The following is a 23,353-nucleotide window of genomic DNA, read 5'->3' as shown; positions in this document are numbered from 1 at the left end:
CGGCTGTGCGCGGTGTGGGCCGAGGTGCTCGGGGTGGACCGGGTCGGCGTCCGGGACAGCTTCTTCGAACTCGGCGGCGACTCCATCCGCGCCGTGGCCGTCGCCGGCCGCCTCCGCGAGGACGGCCTCGCCGTCACCGCCCGGGACGTGCTCTCCGGCCGCACGGTGACCGCCCTCGCCGAACGGCTGACCACGGGCGACCACACCACCGAAGCCGGCGTCGAACCGTTCGCGCTGATCGGCGACGAGGACCGGACCAGGCTTCCGGCGGACGCGGCCGACGCCTACCCGCTGTCGCAGAACCAGCTCGGCATGCTGGTGGAGATGACGGCGTCGGCCGGGCCGCTCAACTACCACCGGGTCGCCACCGCGCGCATCCCGGCGACGGAACCGTTCTCGGCCGACGCGCTCCAGCGCACCGTGGACGAACTGGTCGCCCGGCACGACGTGCTGCGTACCTCGGTCGACCTGACCGGCTACACGGTGCCGCTACAGGTGGTGCACGCCGCCGCGACGCTGCCGGTGCGGGTCGCCGACCTGCGTGGCGAATCGGCGGACGCGTGCGAACGGGCCCTGCGTGACGCGCTCGACGAGGAGAGCCGCACCCCGTTGCCGCACGAGTCCGCGCCCCTGCTGCGGATCCGGGCGCACCTGCTGCCCGGCGGCGAGTGGACGCTCTTCATCACCCAGTCCCACCTGATCGTGGACGGGTGGACGTTCAGCCGGCTCCGTGCCGACCTGCTCGACATGTACCGGGCGATCCGCGCCGGGCAGGAGCCGCCCGAGCGGCCCCGGCCGGCGGTGCGCTTCGCCGACACCATCGCCGCCGAGGTGCGTGCGCTGGCCTCGCCGGCGGACCGCGAGTACTGGCGTCACCTGGTCACCGGCCGTGGGCCACTGGTGTTGCCGGCCGGGCTGGGCGGCGGCGGAACCGGGTCCCACCGGTTCGACCTCGACTTCGGCGACCTCGCCGGCCCGCTGCGGGACCTCGCGTCCCGGGCCGGCGCGCCGATCAAGAGCGTGCTGCTGGCGGCGCACCTCGCCGTGCTGCGGCAGCTCAGCCCCGAGCGTCGGTTCCACACCGGCCTGGTGGTGCACTGCCGCCCGGAGGCCGCGGGCGCCGAGCTGGTGTACGGCTCGCACCTCAACACCGTGCCGTTCCCGGTCGACCCGGCCGCCGCCGACTGGGCGGACGAGGTGCGCCGCGCCTTCGACCGCGAGCTGGAGATGTGGCCGCACCGGAACTTCCCGATGCCGGCGATGCAGGTGGAACTCACCGACGGCGGGCGGCTGTTGCACACCTTCTTCAGCTACGAGGAGTTCGACACCCCCGCGGGCCGGCGTCCCCCGACCACGGACGGCGGCGGCTTCAGCCGGAACGAGTTCCCGTACGCCGTGACCGCGAGCGACGAGCGCCTGGTCCTCCAGGCCGACGACGCGGTGCTCGACCGCGAGCACGGCGAGCGGGTGATCGCGATGTACCGGGCGGTGCTCGAGGCGATGGCCGCCGGCGCCCGCGCCGACCGGGTGCACCTGCCCGCGGGCGAACGGGACTGGCTGCTCGCCCAGGGCACCGCGCCGGCCGGCCCCGCCGGGACCACCGCGCTCGAACAGATCGAGGAGCACGCGGCCCGGACGCCGCACGCCCCGGCCGTCGTCACCGACCACGGGTGCCTCAGCTTCGCCGAGCTGGACGCCCGCGCCGACCGGATCGGGCAGTACCTGCGCAGCCGTGGCGTCACGGCGGAGTCGCGCGTGGCGGTGCTGCTGCGCCGCGGCCCCGACCTGGTCGCCACCATGCTCGGCGTGTGGAAGGCCGGCGGCGCGTACGTGCCGCTCGACCCGGCGAACCCGCCGCAGCGGCTGCGGGACCTGCTGCGTACCGCCGACCCCGAGGTGATCGTCTCGGAGGCGGCGCTCGCGGGGATCATCGCGCCGGACCCGGATCTCGCCGGCCGCGGCGTCCTGCTGGACAGCGACGCCGCCGCCCTCGACAGCGCTCCCGCCGGGCGGCCGTCGCGGCTGGACGACCCGGATCTGACCGCGTACGTCATCTTCACCTCCGGCTCGACGGGTGTGCCGAAGGGCGTGCAGATCAGCCACGGCGCGCTCGCCAACTACCTGCGCTGGGCGCGTCCGCAGTACCTCGGCGGCGGCCGGCGGGCGGGCAGCGCGCTGTTCTGCTCGATCTCCTTCGACGTGTCGGTGACCTCGCTGTTCATCGCGCTCTCCGACGGCCTGCCGGTGCACCTCGCGCCGCAGGACCTCGACCTGGGGCGGCTGGGTGAGTGGCTGCTGCGGCACGGGCCGTTCGACCTCGTCGACCTGACGCCCAGCCTGTTCGACCTGCTGGCCGGCCAGCTGACCGACGAGCAGTTCGAGGCGGTCACCGACCGGCTGTCGCTGGGCGGCGAGGCGTTCCGCGGCGCGGCGGCGGCGCGGCTGTACGGCGCCCTCGGCGACGGCCGGGTCATCAACTCGTACGGGCCGACCGAGGCGACCGTGGCGAGCACCGAGCACGTCCTGACCGGCTGGCGGGGCGGCGACACGGTCCCGATCGGCCGGCCGATGGCGGGGACCAGCGCGTACGTGCTCGACGAGCGGCTGGACCCGCTGCCGGTCGGCGTGCCGGGCGAACTGTTCCTGGGCGGCGGGTCGATCGCCCGTGGCTACCTCGACCGTCCCGGACTGACCGCGGAGCGCTTCGTCCCCGACCCGTTCGGCGCCCCCGGCACCCGGCTCTACCGCACCGGCGATCTCGCCACGGTGCTGCCGGACGGCACGCTCGAACACCTCGGCCGCCTCGACGAGCAGGTCAAGGTGCGCGGCAACCGGGTCGAGCCGGGCGAGATCGAGTCGGTGCTCGGCGAGCACCCGGAGGTGCGCGAGGCGCGCGTGCTGCTGCGCGGCGACCGGCTCACCGCGTACCTGGTGCCGGCCGGCGAGCCGGTGAGCGGGCTGCGCCTGCGGGAGTGGCTGGCCCGGCGGCTGCCGGAGTACATGGTGCCCGCCGCGTACGTCGCGGTTCCCGCCATCCCGCTCACCCACAACGGAAAGCTGGACCGGGCCGCGTTGCCCGACCCGGACGGCGCCGCGCTCGCGCACCGGCCGTACGTGCCGCCACGGTCGGCGGCCGAGCGGCGCATGGCCGAGCTGTGGTCACAGGTCCTCGGCGTCGACCCGATCGGCCGCGACGACCGCTTCTTCGAGCTGGGCGGCAACTCGCTCGTCGTCTTCCGGCTGATCTCGGCGGCGGCTGCCGACGGACTGGCGCTCTCGCTGGTCCAGGTCTACGCCGACGACAGCCTGCGCGCCGTCGCCGCGACCGCGGTGCCGGTTCGGGCGGAGGCCGCGCCCGCCTCCGCCGCCTGGCCCGACCCGCTCACCACCCCGCAGGTTCCCGGCGTGAGCGTGGCGGTGCTGCGCGACGGCGAGCTGGTCGACCTGCACGCCGAGGGCCTGCTGACGGCCGGACGGCCGGAGCCGGTGACCGCGGACACCCTGTTCCAGGCCGGCTCGTTGAGCAAGCACGTCACCGCGTTCGGGGCGCTGCGCCTGGCCGACCGCGGCGTGCTCGACCTCGACCGGCCGGTGCGCGGGTACCTGGGCGGCGACCTCCTGCCGCCGGACTCCCCGATCACGCTGCGGCACCTGCTCGCGCACCGGTCCGGCGTCGCCCCGGCCCCGGCGCCGGGCCACCCGCGGGAGGGCGGGCTGCCCACCGTGACCGACCTGCTCCGCGGGCCGGACTTCCGGGTACACGGCTCGCCCGGCGACGCCTTCGAGAAGGCGAACGCGCACTACTGGGTGGTCGAGCAGGTGCTCACCGACGTCACCGGCACGCCGTTCGCCGACCTGATGCGGGAGCTGGTGCTCGACCCGGTCGGCATGGCGGCCAGCGACTTCGGCCAGGAGTTCCCCGAACGGTACGCGGGCTCGGTCGCCACCGGGCACACCGCGGACGGCCGGCCGCTCGACGGCGGCTGGCTGCGCTGGCCGGACATGGCCGCGGGTGGCCTGTGGACCACGGCGGCCGACCTGGCCCGGCTGGCGCTGGAGATACGACGCGCGCACCTGGGCCGCCCGCAGGCGCTGCTGTCCCGGCCGGCGGCCGGCGAGCTGCTGACCGTGCAGCATCCGGACAGCGCGTACGGCCTGGGCACGGTCGTCGACGCGAGCGCCACCGATCTCGGGTACGGCCACGGTGGCTCGGCCGACGGTTACCACGCGATCTCGCTGTGCCGGCTGAGGCGGGGCTCCGGGGTGGTCGTGCTGACCAACTCCGACGCCGGCGCCGCCGTGGCGAAGCGGCTCGTCGCCGGCGTGGACGGCGGGCAGTCGCGATGACCGCACTGACCGACCCGCCCCTCGTGCCGCTGCGCCGCAACCGGGACTTCCTGGCCCTCTGGATCGGCGCCGGGCTGACCAGCCTGGGCGGCACCGTGGCCACCGTCGGCTTCCCGATGCTGCTGGTGTTCGCGGGCCGGTCGACCGTGGCGGCCGGCTGGACCGGGTTCGCCGGGCTGCTGCCCATGCTGCTGGTGCAGCTGCCGGCCGGGGTCATGGTCGACAGGTGGGACCGCCGCCGCACGATGATCTGGTGCAACGTGACCGCACTGGCCGCGGTCGGCGCCGTCGGCGTCGCGGTCGCCCTCGGCGCGCTCTGGCTGCCGCTGCTCATGGCGGCGGCCTTCGTCGAGGGCACCGCGGCGATCGTCTACCGGCTCGCCGAGCGGGCCGCGGTCAGCAACGTGGTGCCCGCGCCGCAGCTCAGCTCCGCGATGTCGCAGAACGAGGCGCGTACCCGCGCCGCCGGGCTGGTCGGGCAGCCGCTGAGCTCGTCGCTGTTCGTGCTGCTGCGCGCCGCGCCGTTCCTGTTCGCGGCGCTCAGCCACCTGCTCGCGCTGGGCAGCCTGCTGTTCGTCCGGGGCAGTTTCCAGCAGGAGCGCGCGAGCACCGCACGCAACCTGCGCCGGGACCTGACCGAGGGCATCTCCTGGGTGCTGCGCCAGAGGTTTCTGCGCAGCGCGCTGGGCCTGGTGGCGGTGACGAACATCCTGTTCCAGATACTGTCGCTGGCGCTGCTCGTGATGGTGCGCGACGCCGGCAGCTCGCCTGCCGTGATCGGCGTGATCGGCGCCGTCTCCGGCATCTGTGGCGTGGTCGGCGCGTTGGCCGGGTCCGCCGTCAACCGCCGGCTGGACCTGGTCACCGTGCTGGTCTCGGTGCTGATCGCGTGGGCCGTGTTGATGTTCCTGATCTCGCTCGGCCCGCCGATCCCGCTGCTGGCGCTGCTCTTCGCGTCGACCACCATGCTGGGTGCGCTGCTCAACGTCGTGGCCGGCACCTACCAGCTGAGCATCACGCCGGATGCCCTACAGGGCCGGGTCGGCAGCGTGGCCGGGCTGCTCGGCTCCGGCGCCAACTCGCTCGGCGCGCTCGGGGCCGGCTTCCTGCTGGCCGCCGTGCCGACCGCGGCAGCGGTGGCGGGGATCAGCGGGGTGATGCTCGCCCTCGCGGTGGCCGCCGTACTCAGCCCCGCCGTGCGCAGCGCGCGCACCTCTCGAGGAGGCCCGGATGACGACCGTGGATGACCGCACGTCCGCGACGCGCGAATGGCTGCGGATATTCGACAGGCGGCCGGCCGCGACGCGACGGCTGATCTGCTTTCCGCACGCGGGCGGCACGGCCGCCGCGTTCCGGCCGCTGGCCCTGGCCGCCCCGCCGGACGTCGAGGTGGCGGCCGTGCAGTACCCCGGGCGGCAGGACCGGTTGGGTGCCGAGATGCCCGCCGGGATCGACGCGCTCGCCGACCAGATCGTCGAGGCGATCGGGCCGGGCATCCGCCGCGACACCGCCCTGTTCGGTCACAGCATGGGCGCCATGGTCGCCTTCGAGGTGGCCCGCCGGCTACGCCCCCGGTTTCCGGCGCCGCTGGCGCGGCTCATCGTGTCGGCCTGCAAGGCGCCGTCCGACGTGGTGCCCCGGAAGCCGCTGCTCGACGACGAGGGCATCCGCGAGTTCGTCCGCGACCTGGGCGGCACCGGCGCGGTGGTGCTGGAGAACGAGGACGTCTGGCACCTGTTGCTGCCGACCCTGCGGGCCGACCTGCGGTCCATCCGCAGCTACGAGTACCGGCCGGGTCCGCCGCTCGGCTGCCCGATCGTCGCCGTCGCCGGTTCGCGGGACGAGTCCGCCACGGTCGAGGACATGCGACGTTGGCGTGCGCACACGGTTTCCGGCTTCGTGGCACACCGGATGCCGGGTGGGCACTTCTACCTCAACGACCTGCCGCCGGAGCTGATGGAGCTGCTCACCCGGGCATGATCCCGGGGTGCACACGCGAATGGCGGTGTGCCCGTGGGGCACACCGCCCCTCGACCGCGCCGCTCAGCTCGCCGTCTCCGCCATCCGGCGGCGCAGGCTCAGCGGGCGCATGTCGGTCCACACCTCGCCGATGTGCGTCAGGCACTCGTCCCGGGTGCCCTCGACGCCGTCGCCGCGCCAGCCGGCGGGGACGTCCCGGTCGGCCGGCCAGATCGAGTACTGCTCCTCATCGTTGAGCACGACCTTGTACCGCTGGTTGTCTTCGTGTTCGTCGGCCACGACGGTCTCCTTCACCGGACGGGTGTCATTGCTAGCGATCCTGCGGGCCCGCCGATATTCCGCCTATACGCCAGCTACGGACGGCCGGGCGGCGGTGCGGCGGCCACGGACGGTGGCTGCCGTGATAGGCGGCATATAGCCGCAATATCGGGGATCGACCGACGGTGGCGTGCACATGGCGACTGACGACTGTCGAGGGACGAATCATGTTGACGACGCTGCTGAAGTCGAAGATCCACCGCGCTACGGTGACCCAGGCCGACCTGCACTACGTCGGGTCACTGACCGTCGATCGCGACCTCATGGACGCGGCCGGCCTGGCCGCCGACGAGAAGGTGGACATCGTCGACGTCAACAACGGGAACCGGCTCTCGACGTACGTCATCGAGGGGGCGCGCGGGACCGGGATGATCGGTATCAACGGCGCCGCGGCGCGGCTGATCAGCCCCGGCGACCTGGTGATCATCATCGCGTACGGGATGTACACCGAGGCCGAGGTGCGGACGGCGCGGCCGCGGGTGGTCTTCGTCGACGAACGCAACCGGGTCCGCCTCCTCGGTGACGACCCGGCCGAGGTTCCCGAAGACTGCGGGCTGTTCCGCGGCGACGTGGTCGACCCCGTCCACCAGCCGAGCTGAGGAGGCCACCGTGCCATCGGTCACGCTGATCTGCCTGCCCTTCGCCGGGTCGGGCGCGTCGTTCTTCAAGAAGTGGCAGTCCGCCGCGCCCGCCGACTGGCGGGTGCTGGCGGTCCAGTTGCCCGGCCGCGAGGAGCGGCTGGACGACGAGCCGCACACCACCGTCGCCGCCGCGGTCGACGAGGCACACGCCTGGCTGCGTCCGCGGCTGGCCGACGCCGGGCGAATCGTGGTCTTCGGGCACAGCCTGGGCGCCGTCCTCGGGTACGAGCTGGCGCGGCGGATGTCCGCCGACGGCCCGATCGCCGGGCTGGTCGTCAGTGGATCGCCCGGTCCGGGGACCGTACGCGAGAATCCGGCCGCCGGCCTGGACGACGACGCGTTCCTGGCCGCGGTGCGCCGCCTGGCCGGCTACCGCCATCCGGCGATGGACGACCCGGAGATGCGCGAGATGATCCTGCCGATGCTGCGCGCGGACGTCGCGATGCACGAGGGCTACCGCCCGCCGCCGGGGCCGCCGCTGCGCACGCCCGTGACGGCCGTGCGCGGCGACGGCGACGACCTGGTCACGCCGGCCGAGTGCGGTCAGTGGGCGGACACCACGACCGCCGCCTTCACCAGCGCCGAGCTGCCCGGCGGCCACATGTACCTGACCGAGCCCGGCGGCGAGCGCGCGCTGTTGCGGCTGATCGACGGCAGCCTGTTCGCCCGGCCGGGGATGTCGTGACCGCCGCGTCGACGACGGCCGACGACCTGACCGGCCGAACCGCGATGGTGACCGGGGCCGGGCGTGGCCTGGGCCGGGCCATCGCGGTGGCGCTGGCGGGCGCCGGCGCCGACCTGGTCCTGCTCGACGTCGCGCGGGACCTGCCCGGGGTGCCGTACCCGATGGCCTCGCCCAGCCAGTTGGCGCACACGGCCGCGCTCTGCCGCGACGCCGGCGCCGCGGTGCTGGCCCGGCAGGCCGACGTGCGGGACCTGCGCGCGATCGAGGAGTCCGTCGCCGCCGCCACCCAGCGGTTCGGCACGATCGACGTGCTGGTCAACAACGCGGGCATCGCCGCGCCGTCCGGCCGGGCGGTCCACGACATCGACGAGGAGCAGTGGGAGCTGATGCTCGACGTCGACCTCAGCGGCGCCTGGCGCACGATCCACGCCGTCGGTGGCCTGATGATGCGCAGGCGCTCCGGCAGCATCGTGAACGTCTCCTCCACCGCCGGCCTGGTCGGCTACCGCCACTTCGCCGGGTACGTCGCGGCCAAGCACGGCCTGATCGGACTGACCCGGGCCGCCGCGCTCGACTACGCCCCGTACCGGATGCGGGTGAACGCGGTGTGCCCCGGCTCGGTGCGCGACGACCCGCGGGTCGAGGGCCGGATGCTTGCCGAGATCGCGCGGTCGCTCGAGGTGCCGGTCGCCGAGCACGAGGAGACGTTCGTCCGTGACCAGCCGATGAACACCCTGATCGAGCCGGACGACGTGGCCGCTGCGGTGCTCTGGCTCGCCGGTGACGGCGCCCGCCAGGTCACCGGCAGCGTGCTGACCGTCGACGGCGGTTTCACGACCCGCTGAGTGCGAGGGAGACTGACCGTGTTGTCCGGAAACCACGGCTGGTGCGTCGCCGCCCCCGGCGACCCGGCCGATCTCGAACGGCGCTTCCAGGAGGCGGCCGCGGTCTGGTGGCCGGGCCCACGAAGCCCGCGCCTGTGGGTCGACCGGGTGCCCGCGCCCGTGGGATCGGATCTCGCCGACCGGCGGCGGCGGGCCGAGCTGGCGCACCCGGCCGACCCGCTGCGGGCCGTGGTGCTGACCTACCCGGGCGGTGCGGCCGAGCTGATCCTCGTGGCCGACCGTGCCGCGGTGGACGCGGCCTCGCTCGCGCTCGTCGCCGACGTCGTGCTCGGCCACCGCGGCGGGCCCGGGTCGCGCTCGGCCGCGCCCGTGCCGCTGCCCGTGCCCGGGGCGTCCCCGTTCGACTGGGCGGTGCCCGATCCCGCGGCGCACGGGCGGACCGGGGTGGTCCGCGTGCCGCTCGGCCCCGGACCCACCGATGGCCTGCTCGCCGACGCGGTCGCCGCCGTCCTCGCCCGCTACGACGACGAGCGCCGTCCCGCCGTCGCGACGCTGGGCCCGGCGCCGCAGGCCCCCGGGCCGTTCGCCACGAGCGGCGACCAGAGCCCGGACGCCGGCGTCCTGCTCGGCGAGTTCGACGCCCGTTACCGGCCCGGCCCGGCCGCGCCGTTCCCGCTCACCTTCCTCGTCCGGCGCGACGCCGACGCGCGCTTCCTGGAACTGCATCACCAGGAGCACGCGGTGGACGGCGCGTCGGCCCGCCGGTTCGCCACCCACGTCGCCCACGCGCATGCCCAACTGGGCGGCCCGGCCGCGCAGCCCGGAGACGTCGAGTTGCTCGACGCGCGCGAGTGCGCGCGGGTGGCCGCCCTCGGTGCGACGCCCGAGCCGCCCGGCTCGCGCGCCCATCTCGACGAGCTCTTCACGGCCCAGGTCGCGCTGTGCCCGGAGGCGCCCGCGCTGACCTGCGACGGGAACACGCTGACGTACCGCGAGGTGGACCGGCGGGCCGGCCGGTTCGCCGCCGCGCTGCGGTCGGCGGGCGTACGGCCCGGCGACCGGGTGGGCATCTGCCTCGACCGTTCGTCGGACCTGGTCGTCACCATGCTCGCGGCGGTCCGGGCGGGCGCCGTCTACGTCCCGATGGACCCCGCCTACCCACGGGCCCGGCTGGAGTACACCGTGCGGGACGCCGGCCTGGTCCTGGTCGTCGCGGACGGGAGCGTGCTCGACGGACCCGGCCTCCCGCCGGTCCTGACCACCGCCGATCTCGCGGCGGGGGAGGCGGACGGGCTCGTCCCGCACCGGGACCACGGCGCGCCCGCGTACGTCATCTACACCTCGGGTTCCACCGGGCGCCCGAAGGGCGTGGTGGTCCCGCACGAGAACGTCTCGGCGCTGGTCGCGGCCACCCGCGGGAACTTCGGGCTGGGGACGGCCGACGTGTGGACGTTCTTCCACTCCGGCGCGTTCGACTTCTCCGTCTGGGAGATCTGGGCCGCGTTGCTGACCGGCGGCCGGCTGGTCGTCGTGCCGTACTGGACGTCGCGTTCGGTGGAGGACTTCCACGCCCTGCTCGCCCAGGAACGGGTGACCGTCCTGAACCAGACGCCGTCGGCCTTCGCCCAACTGGTCGCGGAGGACGCGCGGGCCGATCGGCGGCTCGCGGTCCGCCTGGTGATCTTCGGCGGTGAGCCGCTGGACGCGCGGCTGCTGCTGCGGTGGCACGACCGCTACCCCGAGTCGGCGTGCCGGGCGGTGAACATGTTCGGCATCACCGAGACGACGGTGCACGTCACCGAGCACACGGTGACCCGCGGCGACGCGCTGGCCGGGTCGCGCTCGGTGGGGCGCGCACTGCCCGGCTGGTCGCTGCGGGTCGTCGACGGACGGGGCCGCCTCCAGCCGATCGGGGCGCCGGGCGAGATCTGCGTGGGCGGCCGGGGCGTGGCGGCCGGCTATCTGGGCAAGCCCGCCCTGACGGCGCAGCGCTTCGTTCCCGATCCGTGGTCCGGCGGTCGGATGTACCGCAGCGGCGATCGGGGTCGGTTGCGCGCCGACGGCAGCCTGGAGCATCTCGGGCGGATCGACAGCCAGGTCAAGATCCGGGGTTTCCGGATCGAGCTGGACGAGATCCGTACGGTGCTGCTCGCCGACCCGGCCGTCGCCGCGGCCGCCGTCGTGGTCGGTGGCGGCCGTGCCGGCGACGCCGCCGAGCAGCGCCTGGACGCCTACGTCGTGCCGCGTGGGGAAGGCGTGGCGGGAGTCCGGGAGCGGGCGGCCCGGATGCTTCCGGAGTACATGGTGCCCGCGACGGTGACGGCGGTGGAGTCCCTGCCGCTGACCGTCAACGGCAAGCTGGACCGCGAGCGGCTGCCGGCGCCCGTCGTCGGCCGGTCGCCGGCACCCGCGTCCACGCCCACGGTCGCTGCCGACGGGGGTCTGGCGGGGGCGATGGCCGCCGTCTGGCAGGACGTGCTCGGCGTGCCGGTGGACGGCTCGGACAACTTCTTCGAGCTGGGCGGCAACTCGCTGTACGCGGTCCGCATCGCGTCCCTCATGCGCGAGCGGGGGCTGCCCCGCCTGCCGCTGAGGGAGCTGTACCGCCATCCGCGGCTCGCCGAGCTGGCGGATCGCCTGGTGACCGCCGATTCCCCCTGACCGTCGAGGGCTCGACGCCGGGAAACGTCAGGGTCAATCTCCGGGGCGTCGCTCTTGTTAACTCCGATCGGCATGTGCAAGTCTGGTTTTGCACATCACCGTGGCGGCTGCCGTGATCGGACCGGAGGTGGAACGATGCTCGCGCACCTGATGCACCTGGCCGGATCGCCGTGGATCTACGTTCTCACCGCACTCGTGGTCACGGTCGACGGTGTCTTTCCCGCCCTGCCGTCCGACTCGCTGACGATCTGCCTGAGCGCGCTCGCCGTCGCGGGCCGGCCGCACCCGGTCGGCCTGCTGGTGGCCGCCGCCGCCGGCTCGGTGGCGGCCGACCACCTGGCCTACCTGCTCGGCCGTAGCACGCTCGGGCGGCTCCGTCGGAGGCGCTCCGGCGTCCTCGGTGCGGCGCTCGCCGGCGCGGAACGCGCGGTGGAGCGGCGTGGCGGCGTGGCGCTGCTGGTCGGCCACTTCCTGCCCGGCGGGCGCACGGCCGCCACGCTGGCGGCCGGCTCGATGGGGTTCCCGCTGCGCCGGTTCCTGCCGGTGAGCGTGCTCGCCGGCGTGCTGTGGTCGCTCTACATGAACGGCCTCGGACGTCTCGGCGGCATGGCCTTCGCCGATCGTCCCCTCATCGGTGCGATTCCGGGCATCGTCCTGGGGGCGGCGATCGCCGTCGTCCTCCGGGTCCGGGCCCGTCGTGCCGCCCGACGCGCCGCCGCCACAGCCGACCCCCCGCGGCTCGGCGTCGGCGCCCGGCGGAAGGTCGAGCGCCGGGAGCCGGTGGCCGTCTGACCTTCCGCACGACGGCCCGGCGCGCTTCGGCGTGCCGGGCCGTCATCCTGTCCGGGATTCGCCCGGATAGCTGGAATATAGGCCGCCTATCAAGGCCCTTCGCGACAGTGGCGTCGGCGCGGATTCGCCGCGCGGCAGGCCACGATCCGTCCCGACCCGGGACCCGGATCCGATCCGAAGGGTGCCATGCGAATGGAAGACAACAGGCTCAGAAGTGTCGTCGTCCTCGGCGGCGGGACGGCCGGCTGGATGTCCGCCTCCTACCTCGGTCGGGCGCTCGGGCCGCACGTCCGGATCACGGTCGTCGAGGCGCCGTCCATCCCGAGTATCGGCGTGGGCGAGGCGACCGTGCCGAACCTGCACAAGACCTTCTTCGACTTCCTCGGTCTGGCCGAGGAGGACTGGATGCGGGAGTGCAACGCCAGCTTCAAGATGGGGATCAAGTTCGTCAACTGGCGTACGCCCGGCGCCGGTTCCCCGAAGCCGCGGCAGCTCAACGGCTACAGTGACCACTTCTACCACCTGTTCGGAATCCTGCCGAACTCGGAGAACCTGCCGCTGTCGCACTACTGGGCGGCGAAGCGGGTCGCCGGTGAGACGGACGAGCCGTTCGACTACGCCTGCTACCGCGAGTCGCCGGTGTTGGACGCCAACCTGGCCCCGCGGTTCGCCGACGGGACCAAGTGGACGAACTACGCCTGGCACTTCGACGCCAGCCTCGTCGCGGCGTTCCTGCGACGGTTCGCCACCGAGAAGCAGGGTGCGATCCACATCGAGGACGAGATGGTCGACGCGGAGGTCGATCAGCGCGGCCACGTCACCTCGCTGCGGCTGAAGTCGGGCCGGACCGTCGACGGCGACCTCTTCGTCGACTGCACCGGCTTCCGCAGCCTGCTGATCAACAAGGTGATGCGCGAGCCGTTCCTGGACATGAGCGACAACCTGCTGAACGACCGGGCGGTCGCCACGGCGGTGCCGCACGACGACGAGGCCGACGGCGTCGAGCCGTTCACCTCCTCGATCGCCATGCCGTCGGGCTGGACGTGGAAGATCCCGATGCTGGGTCGCTTCGGCACCGGGTACGTCTACTCCAGCCGGTTCGCCGACCAGGACACCGCCACCCGGCAGTTCTGCGAGTTGTGGGGGCTGGACCCGGAGACGCAGCCGCTGAACCACATCAAGTTCCGGGTGGGCCGCAACCGTCGGGCCTGGGTCCGCAACGTGGTCAGCATCGGGCTCTCGTCCTGCTTTCTCGAGCCCCTGGAGTCGACAGGCATCTACTTCATCACCGCCGCGCTCTACCAGTTGGGCAAGTTCTTCCCCGACCGCAACTTCGACCCGGCGCTGCGGGATTCGTTCAACGACGAGATCGAGCACATGTTCGACGACTCGCGCGACTTCCTCCAGGCCCACTTCAGCCTCTCCCCGCGCCGGGACACCCCTTTCTGGCGGGCCTGCAAGGAACTGGTCCTGGCCGACGACATCAAGCGGAAGATCGCTCAGTACCGTGCCGGGCTGGCGATCAACATGCCGATCACCGACGAGTCGACCTACTACGCCAACTTCGAGGCGGAGTTCCGCAACTACTGGACCAACAGCAGTTACTACTGCGTCTTCGCGGGGCTCGACGTGCTTCCGGAGCACCCGCTGCCGGCGCTCACCTACCGCGACGGCGCGATGCAGCGGGCCGAACCCATCTTCGCCGAGATCAAGCGGAAGCAGCGCGAACTGCTGGACACGCTGCCGAGCACGTACGAGTACCTGCGCCAGTTGCACGGCTGAGCCGCGGTGAGCGGTCCGCGCCGGGTCCGGTTGTTGCCTGGGTAGGCATGTGCTAAGTTTTTTAGGCACATGCAGGAGGTCACGTGGAGCCCGCTACGGTGAACGGTGACGAACTCGTCGAAACGCTGGCGACGCTGGCAAACCCGCATCGCATGCGGGTCATAGGAGTGCTCGCGAAGCGGCGCAACTATGTCAGTCAGCTGGCCCGCGAGTTGGGCATCAGCCGGGCGTTGCTGCAGGTCCACCTGCGCAAGCTGGAGGCGGCGGGCCTTGTGGACTCGCAGCTCGAGTTCTCCGAGGACGGCAAGGCGATGAAGTTCTACGAGGTCCGTGACTTCGCGCTGAACCTGACGCCGGAAACCATCGCGGACGCGGTGCGGACACTCACCAAATGACAGTCGCAGCGGTAAAAGGGGAATGCTGGCATGGACGCATTGGCCTGGCAGGAAGTCATCGGAGCCATCGGGCTCTTCGCCCTGGTGATCACCGTTCTTGCCCTGGTGATCCGCGAGGTCGCCAAGACGCTGCGCGCCAAGGCTGCCATTGCTCGCGACAACGACTATCGCGAGTTGGCGAAGCGTTCCACGGCCGCTGAGGAGGCGGTGGAGGTGAAGCTCACCGGGATCGACACCCGAATGGAGGGCCTGGAGAAGCGTCTGGCCGCCATCGAGCACATCCTCAAGGACGTCGAGTAGCGCTCGTGGCGCACGGGCCCGGCGCTCGGAGGCACGACAGAGAAACGCCGTCCTTTCCAAGAAAGGAATAATCTCTGTGTCCATCCAAACTGGAGACGTCCGGAAGCCGTTCGCCGAGCGCGTTGCGAGCTGGTCCGTGCGCCATCGATGGCCGGTGCTGGTCGGCTGGCTCGTCCTGGTCGTGGTCACCGTCCTCGGCAGCTCGCTGATCAGCGGCAACGGCGCACCGGCCCATGATCCCGGCGAGTCCGGGGTGGCCCAGCAGGCGCTGCGCGACCAACCTGAGTACCTGCCCATCCGGGAGAACGTGCTCATTTCTCCGAGCGGGTCGGGTGGCTCGGGGTTCGCGTCGGACCCCGAGGCGCGGGCGGCCACGGCCGACGTGGTCGACAAGCTGCGTGCGATGCCGACCGCGGTGTCCGACGTCCGGTCACCGCTGGACCCGGCCGCACCCGGACAGGTGTCCGCGGACGGCCGGTCCGGGCTGGTCACCTTCGTCGTCGCCGGGCCCGACGACGCGATGCTCGACAACTACCAGAAGGCGACCGACGCGGTCGGCGCCGTCGCGGCCACGCACCCCGGTGTGCGGATCGACCAGGCGGGCGACCGGAGTCTCTCCGCCACGGTGGACGACGCCATCAAGAAGGATTTCCAGACCGCCGAGACCACGTCGCTGCCGCTGACGATCCTGATCCTGCTGGTGGTGTTCGGGTCGCTGATCGCCGCCGGCATCCCGCTGCTGCTCGCCGCGACCACCGTGGCCGCCGCCATGAGCGTGCTGTCGGTGGTCGACCTGGTGGTCCCGATCAACAGCGCCACCTCGTCGATGATCCTGCTGATCGGCGTGGCCGTGAGCGTCGACTACTCGTTGTTCTACCTGCGCCGGGAACGGGAGGAGCGGGCCGCCGGCCGGGAGACCGGCGCCGCGCTGGAGATCGCCGCCCGCACCTCGGGACGGGTCGTGGTCATCTCCGGGCTGACCGTCATGCTCTGTGTCGGCGGCCTCTGGATGACCGGCCTCGACAACTTCCGCGGCCTCACCGTGGGCACGATCACCGTGGTCGGTCTCGCCGTCATCGGCTCGGTGACCGCGCTGCCCGCACTGCTGGCCATCCTCGGCCATCGTGTGGACCGGGCGCGGGTGCCGTGGCTCGGCCGCCGGCGCACGGTCGCGCGGGAGTCACGCTTCTGGACGACCGTGTCCCGTAACGTCGTGCGCCGCCCGCTGCTCTGGGGCACGGTCGCGGTCCTCGTGCTGGTGGGCCTGATGGTGCCGGCGCTCGACATGCGGCTCCAGGACGCCGGGCCGACGAACAGCCTGCCGCGCAGTGTGCCCGCCGTCGACGGCGCGGCCCGGATGCAGGCCGCGTTCCCCGGAGCGGCCGCACCGGAGCAGGTGGTCGTCTGGGGAGCCGACGCGGCGAGCCCGCGGATGACGGCCGCGACCGACGAGCTGCGCCGGCGGATCGGCGCCAGCGGCGGACTGCTGCACGAGCCGGTGTCGGTGATGCGGGTGGGTGACGCGCTTGTGGTCCGGGTCCCGCTCGACGGCAACGGAACCGACGAGCGCTCCAATCAGGCGCTGCGCGAACTGCGGCAGGAGGTGCTGCCCGCGACGTTCGGCACGGTGCCCGGCGCGAGGTTCGCGGTGGCCGGCAAGACGGCGTTCGCGTACGACTTCACCCGGCAGGTGCGGCAACGCATGAGCTACGTGTTCGCCTTCGTGCTGCTGCTCGCGTTCGTCCTGCTGAGCCTCGCGTTCCGGTCCTGGTGGCTGCCGGTCGCCTCGATCGTGCTCAACCTGCTCTCGATCGGCGCGGCGTACGGCGTGCTCACCTGGGTGTTCCAGGACGGGCATCTGAGCGGCCTGCTGGGCTTCACGGCGTACGGCGGCATCACCGACTGGCTGCCGCTCTTCATCTTCGTGCTGCTGTTCGGGCTGAGCATGGACTACCACATCTTCATCCTCAGCCGGGTCCGTGAGCGCCGGGCGGCCGGTGCCGACCCCCGCACGGCGATCGTGGGCGGTGTCGGTGCGAGCGCCGGCGTGGTGACCAGCGCCGCCGCCATCATGATCGGCGTCTTCTCGGTCTTCGTGACGCTCTCCGCCATCGAGTACAAGATGCTGGGCGTCGGTATGGCGGTGGCGATCCTGATCGACGCGACGCTGGTGCGTGGTGTGCTGCTGCCGGCCGCGCTGGCGCTGCTGGGTGACCGCGCCTGGTCGCGCCGAAGCCTTTCCCGGGAACGGGAGTTGAAGACCGACCAGGCCGAGCCGGAGGTCTACGCGCACGCCCACTGACCCCGGACACTGAGCCGACCCGCGCCCCCGCGACCACCGTCGCGGGGGCGCGATAGCTTCGGTACCGGAGAAATATAGTCCGCCCCGGACGCTTGGAGAGGTGACTGACACCTCCGCCGGGACGCGGCCGCCGAGCCTGCTGGCCCTCTACGACCCGCAATGGAAACTCGACCCGTACGCGCTGTATCGCGCGATGCGGACCGACGGCGTCGTGCTGTGGGACGAGTGGATGCGGACCTGGCTGGTCCTCGGCTACGCAGAGATCGTCCAGCTTTCCAAGGACGAGCGGCTCACGGGCGCGCGCGTCGAGTCGTTCTACGAGCAACTGCCGGCCAGCGCGCGTACCGAGATGAAGCCGCTCAAGACGGCGCTCGCCGACATGATGCTGTTCAACGAGCCGCCTCGGCACACCCGGCTGCGGCGGCTCATCAAGCCGGGCCTGACCCCGCGCTTCATCCGCGAGCTGCGACCACTCGTCCAGGAGATCGCCGACGACCTGCTCGACCAGGTGGCCGGCAGCGGGCGGATGGACGTCATCCGCGACTTCTCGGAGCCGCTCACCCGCCGCGTCGTCGGCAGGCTGGCCGGGGTGCCGGACGACGCGCTGCACCTGCTGAGCGACTGGCCCGGCCTGCTGCACGAGTTCTTCACGCAGTCGCGCAGGGCCGTGCCGCGCATCAACGACCTGCGGGCCGTCTTCGACCGGCAGACCGCGGCGCGCCGGGCCGGCGCCGCCGAGGACCTGTTCAGCCGGATGATCGCGGGACAGCTCGACGAGGCGGACTACACCGACGACGAGGTCTTCGCCAACTTCCTGCTGCTCATCGACGCCGGGCAGGCCACCACCACGCACGTGATCGGCAACGCGGTGCTGGCCCTCATCCAGCAACCGGACCAGCAGTCGCTGCTGCGTGCCCGGCCGGAGCTGGCGAACGGCGCCGCGTACGAGTTCCTCCGTTACGACGGCTCGGTGCAGTTCACCTCCCGGATGGCGCTCGACGACCTGGAGATCGGCGGCCGGCACATCAGGCGGGGCGACACGGTCACGCTCGTGCTCGGCGCGGGCAACCGGGATCCTGGGCGCTACCCCGACCCGGACCGGCTCGACGTGACCCGCCACGCGGCCGACCAGCTGTCCTTCGGGCACGGGATCCACTACTGCCTCGGCGCCGCCCTGGCCGTGACCGAAATCGAGATCGGCATCGCCGCCCTGCTGCGCCGCGCCGGCGACCTGCACACCGTCGACGCCGAGCCGGACTGGCTGGAGAGCGTCAACTTCCGGTTCCTGCAGCGGCTGCCGATCACGTTCACCCCCCTCGGCTGACCGCGACCACGCGAGGAGATCGACATGACAACCGAAGCCGTACCGACCTCGACGCTGGTGACCCGGCACGCCGCCAGGCGACCCGCCGCGGTGGCGGTGGCCGACGGCGACCGGGAGGTCACCTACGCCGAACTCGACAGCAGCGCCGACCGCCTGGCGGGACTCCTGCTGGAGCAGGGGCTGCGGCCCGGTGACCCGGTCGGTGTGCTCCTGCGCCGCCGCGCGGAACTGGTGATCGCCCTGCTCGCGATCTGGCGGGCCGGCGGGGCCTATCTCCCGCTCGCGCCCGACCATCCGGCCCAGCGCCTCCGCGGCGTGCTGGCCGGCAGCGGCGCCCGGCTCGCCCTGACCGAGGCGGACACGCAGGCGCCCGTGGTGGCCGCCGGGGCCCGCGCCGTCGTGCTCGACGACGCCCTCGCCACGTCCGCGCACCGGCCGGCCGAACCCGCCCGCCGTCCGATCGACCGGGACTCGGCCGCCTACGTCCTCTTCACCTCGGGATCCACCGGCCGCCCGAAGGGCGTGGTGATCCCGCATGCCGGGTTCGACAACCAGCTCGCCTGGCGGGTCCGCTGTCACGGGCTCGGCGCCGCCGACCGGGTGCTCTTCAAGACGCCTGTCACCTTCGACGCGGCGGGCTGGGAGATCTTCGCGGCCCTGCGCGCCGGCGGCACGGTGGTGGTGGCGCCCGACGGCGCGGAGCGCGACCCCGCGTCGCTCGTGCGCCTGGTCGCCGAGCACGGCGTCACCGTGCTCCAGGTGGTGCCGTCCCTGCTGCGCGCGCTCGTGCACGAGACGGGCTGGGACCGCTGCACCGCCCTGCGGCTGCTGTCCAGCGGCGGCGAGCAGCTGACGGCCGAGTTGGTGCAGGACTTCCTGGCGGAGGTCGAGGACAACACCGAGCCGGTCACCGTCTGGAACACGTACGGACCGACGGAATGCTCGATCGAAGCCGTGGCGCAGGAGGTGGACCCGCTGCAGCGGTCCGGGCCGGTGGCGATCGGGCGGGCCATCGAGGGCATCCGCACCGTCCTGGACGGCGACGAGGGCGAGCTGTTCCTCGGTGGCGTCGGCCTGGCGCACGGATACCTCAACGACCCGGCGCTGACCGCCGAGCGTTTCGTGCCCGACCCCGCCGGCGACGGCGCCCGGCTCTACCGCACCGGTGACCGGGTGCGCCGCCGCGCGGACGGCGCTCTCGAGTTCACCGGGCGCGTCGACGACCAGCTCAAGATCAACGGTGTGCGGATCGAACCCGGCGAGGTCGAGGCCGCGATGCTGGACCATCCAGGGGTACGGGCGGCGGCGGTTGCGGCGTACCGGGCGCCGAGTGGCGCGATGCGGCTCGCGGCCTACCCGGTCGCCGCGCCCGGCGCCGACCTGACGACGCTGTCGGACTTCCTGGCGACCCGACTGCCCGCCACCCACCTGCCGGCCGCGATCGTGCCGATGGACGCCCTGCCGAGCACGTCGAGCGGCAAGGTCGACCGCAGGGCGCTGCCCGCACCCGGCGCCGGGTCCGCGGAGCCCTCCGGCGCGCCCGCGTCGCCGGAGGAGTCGCGGATCGCCGGCCTGTGGCGCGAGGTGCTGGGCGTCGACCGGGTCGGGCGCGAGGACGACTTCTTCCGGCTGGGCGGCTCCTCCCTCCAACTGGTGCAGCTCGCCAACCGCCTGCGTGCGGCGTACGGTCGCACGATCGCGCTGGACGCGTTGCTGTCGCCGGCGACCGTGACCCGGCACGCCGAGCTGGTGGAGGCCGCCCGCCACGACCACCACCGGATCGAGCGGGCGCCGCGCGAGGGCGGCCTGCCGCTCTCCGCCGGCCAGCAACGGATCTGGCTGCTGGACCGCCTCGACCCGGGCAGCCGGGAGTGGGTCTCGGGTGTCTTCCTGACGGTCCCGGCCGGCGTACCCGAGTCGGCGGTGCGGCAGGCGCTCGATGCGCTGGCCGCCCGGCACGAGTCGCTGCGCACCCGGTACGCCGTCGTCGACGGCGAGCCGAGGCAGTACGTGCAGGAGCCGCGCCCGGTTCCGCTGCGGACCGTCGCCGTGCCCCGCGCGGAGCTCGGCGACGTTCTCGCCGACGCCACCGGTGCGGGCTTCGACCTGGAACGTGGCCACCTCGTGCGGGCGCTGCTGCACACCGACCCGCAGACCGTCCCGGAGGGCGCACGGACCCTCGTGTTGCTCGTGCACCACATCGCGAGCGACGGGTGGTCGTCCGCGATCCTGACCCGCGAGTTCGACGAGCTGCTGGCCGGCCGCGGCGCCGAGCTGCCCGAGCCGCCGATCCAGTACGCCGACTTCGCCGCCTGGGAACGCGCCGCCGCCGACGCGCCGGCTCGCCGCGCGGACCTGGACCACTGGCGGGCGGACCTGGCCGGGGCCGCCGCCACCGAGCTGCGCGCCGACCGGCTCCGCCCGGCCGTCCGGGACAGCGCCGGGGCCGTCGTCCCGTTCGCGATCCCCGAGCCGCTCGCCCGGTCGATGACCGAGCTGGGCCGCGACAGCGACGCCACGGCGTTCATGACCATGCTGACCGCCTTCGCCGTGCTGCTGGCCCGCTACACCGGCCAATGGGACGTCGTGGTGGGCGCGCCGGTCGCCGGGCGCAGCCGGCCGGAGACCGAGAACGTGGTCGGGTTCTTCCTGAACAGCGTGGTGCTGCGCTGCCGGCTCGACGGCGCGATGACGGTCGCCGAGGCGCTGGAGCGGGTGCGGGACGTCTGCAAGCAGGCGCTGTCGCACCAGAGCCTGCCCTTCGACGAGCTGGTCGCCGACCTCGCGCCGCCGCGCGACCCGTCCCGTACCCCGCTGTACCAGGTGGCGTTCGACTTCCACGGCGCCGAACTCTCGGGCGCCCCCGAGGACGAGGCGGACCTGGACACGCTGGTGCACGCCTCCCGGGTCGCCAAGACCGACCTCACGCTCTACGTCCGGCCGCAGCCGGACGGCGCGATGGTCGGCCTGCTGGAGTACGCCACGTCGCTGTTCGAGCGGGCGACGATCGAGCGGATGGCCGGGCACCTGACCGAACTGGTGTCCACGATCTGCGCACACCCCGCCGGTCGCCTGTCGGAGCTGGACTTCCTGCCGGCCGGCGAGCGGGAACTGCTGGCCGGGTACCGGTCGGTTCCGGCGCGCACCGGCGACGTCACGGTGCTCGACGGCTTCGAGCGGCAGGCGGCGGCCACCCCCCGGGCCGTCGCGGTCGTCACCGATCAGGACGAGCTGACGTACGCGGAGCTGGACGCGGCCGCCAACCGGTTCGCGCACCACCTGCGATCCCGGGGCGTCGGGCCGGAGTCCACAGTGGGTGTCCTGCTCGACCGTGGGCCGGCGCTGCCGGTGGCGCTGCTGGGGATCTGGAAGGCCGGCGCGGCGTACCTGCCGCTCGACCCGGAGACGCCGGCGGCCCGGGCCGGGCTGGTGCTCGCCGACGCGGGCGCCCGGGTGCTGGTCACCGCGCAGTCCCACCTGGACCGGATCGGCGACGGCCTGGACGACGTCGCCGTGGTCGCGGTGGACCGGGACGCCGCAGTGATCGACGCCGCCGACGCGCGGCGCCCGGAGCGGGACCCGGCTGTCGAGGCGCTCGCCTACGTCATCTACACCTCCGGGTCGACCGGTTCGCCCAAGGGGGTCCAGGTCACCCACTCCGGCCTGGCCGGGCACGTCAACTGGGCGGTGCAGGACCTCGCGTCCCGCGGCACGGGCGGCGCGCCGGTGTTCCTCTCGGTCGCCTTCGACCTGGTGGTGCCGAACCTGTGGGCGCCGCTGCTGGCCGGGCAGGCCGTCCGGCTGCTGCCGCCGGACCTCGACCTGACCGAGCTGGGCGGCCGGCTGGTGGCCGCGGGGGCGTTCTCCTTCATCAAGCTGACCCCCGGGTACCTCGACATCCTCCGCCACCAGCTCGACGCCGGGCAGATGTCGGCGCTGGCCGCGACGATCGTGGTCGCCGGCGAGGAGTTGCCGGTCCCGCTCGCCGACGCGTGGGCCGCCGCGCTGGGCCCGGAGAATCTGATCAACGAGTACGGCCCGACCGAGACCACCGTCGGTGCCAGCATCCATCCGGTCACCGCGCCCGTGCGCGGGGACCGCGTGCCGATCGGCCGCCCGCTCCCCGGCGTCACCCTGCACGTGCTCGACGAACGGCTGGCGCCACAGCCGATCGGGGTGGTCGGTGAGCTGCACGTCGGCGGCGCCGGCGTGGCCCGCGGCTACGCCGGGCGGCCGGCGGCGACCGCCGAGCGGTTCCTGCCGGACCCGTCCGGGCCGCCCGGCTCGCGGCTCTACCGCACCGGCGACCTGGTCCGGTTGCTGCCCAGCGGCACGATCGAGTTCCTCGGCCGGCGCGACGAGCAGGTCAAGGTGCGCGGGTACCGGATCGAACCGGGCGAGGTGGCCGCGGTGCTGCGCGAGCACCCGGCGGTACGCACCGCTGCCGTCGTGGTGAACGGGACCGGCGAGGCCGCCGCGCTCGTCGCGTATGTCGTCCCGGCCGATCCCGCGGCCGTCCCGGCGGACCTCGCGGCCTTCTGCGCCGAGCGGTTGCCCGCCTACCTCGTGCCCGCCGCCTTCGTGCCGCTGGCCGCGCTGCCGCTGACCGCCAACGGCAAGCTGGACCGCGGCGCGCTGCCACCGGCGACCGCGCCGGGCGAGGCGGCGCCGAGCGCCTCGGTCAGCGGCGTCGTGCAGGAGCGCATCGCCGAGATCTTCGCCGAGCACCTCGGCGTGCCGGTCGACGCCGGCACCCACTTCTTCGCCGCGGGCGGCAACTCGATCCTCGCGATCCGGGTCATCGCCGCGATCCAGGCGGCGTTCGACGTTCCCCTGTCGATGCGCACGATCTTCGACGGGGACACGGTCGCCGAGATCGCCGCGGCGGTCGAGCAGGCCGTCATCGCGGAGATCGACGGCATGTCCGATGAGGAGGTCGTGGCCAGCAGTTCCGACGCGTAACCGGACCGTACCCCCAGCA

Annotated in this window: 15 protein-coding genes; 14 read left to right on the top strand and 1 reads right to left on the bottom strand. The window is 73.3% G+C overall.

Annotated elements, in window-relative coordinates:
- From ACIA6B_RS15060 to ACIA6B_RS15050, 3 genes are all read left to right on the top strand, one after another.
- Positions 1 to 4,347, top strand: a 4,347-nt coding sequence (locus ACIA6B_RS15060) for an amino acid adenylation domain-containing protein (protein WP_396773662.1), incomplete at its 5' end; no start/stop codon positions are given.
- Entirely contained in the window at positions 4,344 to 5,594 is a 1,251-nt protein-coding gene (locus tag ACIA6B_RS15055) for an MFS transporter (protein ID WP_396773661.1), read from the top strand. The genes ACIA6B_RS15060 and ACIA6B_RS15055, both read left to right, overlap by 4 nt.
- Positions 5,578 to 6,327 (top strand): thioesterase II family protein, encoded by a 750-nt coding sequence (locus tag ACIA6B_RS15050; RefSeq protein ID WP_396773660.1) that lies wholly within the window; start codon positions 5,578 to 5,580, stop codon positions 6,325 to 6,327. Before ACIA6B_RS15055 ends, ACIA6B_RS15050 begins: the two co-directional genes overlap by 17 nt.
- Positions 6,328 to 6,390: 63 nt before the next feature.
- Here the strand turns inward: ACIA6B_RS15050 and ACIA6B_RS15045 are convergent, their stop codons facing one another.
- Positions 6,391 to 6,606: an MbtH family protein gene (locus ACIA6B_RS15045; protein WP_396773658.1), complete on the bottom strand. Its 216-nt coding sequence runs from the start codon at positions 6,604 to 6,606 to the stop codon at positions 6,391 to 6,393.
- A gap of 206 nt (positions 6,607 to 6,812) precedes the next feature.
- Here ACIA6B_RS15045 and panD point away from each other — a divergent pair, with 206 nt between their 5' ends.
- From panD to ACIA6B_RS14990, 11 genes are all read left to right on the top strand, one after another.
- Positions 6,813 to 7,244, top strand: coding sequence for an aspartate 1-decarboxylase (panD, locus tag ACIA6B_RS15040; RefSeq protein WP_396773656.1), 432 nt, complete (start codon positions 6,813 to 6,815; stop codon positions 7,242 to 7,244).
- A gap of 10 nt (positions 7,245 to 7,254) precedes the next feature.
- A complete protein-coding gene (locus tag ACIA6B_RS15035; protein ID WP_396773655.1) occupies positions 7,255 to 7,971 on the top strand; it encodes a thioesterase II family protein in 717 nt (238 codons plus the stop codon).
- Complete coding sequence (locus tag ACIA6B_RS15030) at positions 7,968 to 8,816, top strand: SDR family oxidoreductase (protein ID WP_396773654.1); 849 nt, start codon at positions 7,968 to 7,970, stop codon at positions 8,814 to 8,816. Before ACIA6B_RS15035 ends, ACIA6B_RS15030 begins: the two co-directional genes overlap by 4 nt.
- An 18-nt stretch (positions 8,817 to 8,834) precedes the next feature.
- The gene (locus ACIA6B_RS15025; RefSeq protein ID WP_396773653.1) at positions 8,835 to 11,477 is read left to right on the top strand and encodes an amino acid adenylation domain-containing protein; all 2,643 of its coding nucleotides are present in this window, start codon (positions 8,835 to 8,837) and stop codon (positions 11,475 to 11,477) included.
- A 135-nt stretch (positions 11,478 to 11,612) separates the two neighbouring features.
- Complete coding sequence (locus ACIA6B_RS15020) at positions 11,613 to 12,269, top strand: DedA family protein (protein ID WP_396773652.1); 657 nt, start codon at positions 11,613 to 11,615, stop codon at positions 12,267 to 12,269.
- A 192-nt stretch (positions 12,270 to 12,461) separates the two neighbouring features.
- Complete coding sequence (locus ACIA6B_RS15015) at positions 12,462 to 14,051, top strand: tryptophan halogenase family protein (RefSeq protein ID WP_396773650.1); 1,590 nt, start codon at positions 12,462 to 12,464, stop codon at positions 14,049 to 14,051.
- Between the two features lie 83 nt (positions 14,052 to 14,134).
- Positions 14,135 to 14,446, top strand: coding sequence for an ArsR/SmtB family transcription factor (locus tag ACIA6B_RS15010; protein ID WP_396773649.1), 312 nt, complete (start codon positions 14,135 to 14,137; stop codon positions 14,444 to 14,446).
- Between the two features lie 30 nt (positions 14,447 to 14,476).
- Positions 14,477 to 14,746, top strand: a complete 270-nt coding sequence (locus ACIA6B_RS15005; protein ID WP_396773648.1) for a hypothetical protein — start codon at positions 14,477 to 14,479, stop codon at positions 14,744 to 14,746.
- A gap of 136 nt (positions 14,747 to 14,882) precedes the next feature.
- Positions 14,883 to 17,048 carry an MMPL family transporter gene (locus ACIA6B_RS15000; protein ID WP_396773647.1) on the top strand — a complete coding sequence of 722 codons (2,166 nt, stop codon included), beginning with the start codon at positions 14,883 to 14,885 and terminating at the stop codon, positions 17,046 to 17,048.
- Between the two features lie 100 nt (positions 17,049 to 17,148).
- Complete coding sequence (locus ACIA6B_RS14995) at positions 17,149 to 18,372, top strand: cytochrome P450 (RefSeq protein WP_396773646.1); 1,224 nt, start codon at positions 17,149 to 17,151, stop codon at positions 18,370 to 18,372.
- 24 nt (positions 18,373 to 18,396) lie between these two features.
- Positions 18,397 to 23,334: an amino acid adenylation domain-containing protein gene (locus ACIA6B_RS14990; protein ID WP_396773645.1), complete on the top strand. Its 4,938-nt coding sequence runs from the start codon at positions 18,397 to 18,399 to the stop codon at positions 23,332 to 23,334.
- Positions 23,335 to 23,353 lie beyond the last annotated feature (19 nt).

The organism is Micromonospora sp. NPDC051141 (assembly GCF_044455765.1).
Taxonomy (GTDB): domain Bacteria; phylum Actinomycetota; class Actinomycetes; order Mycobacteriales; family Micromonosporaceae; genus Micromonospora.
This window is presented reverse-complemented; position numbering and strand designations above follow the sequence as displayed.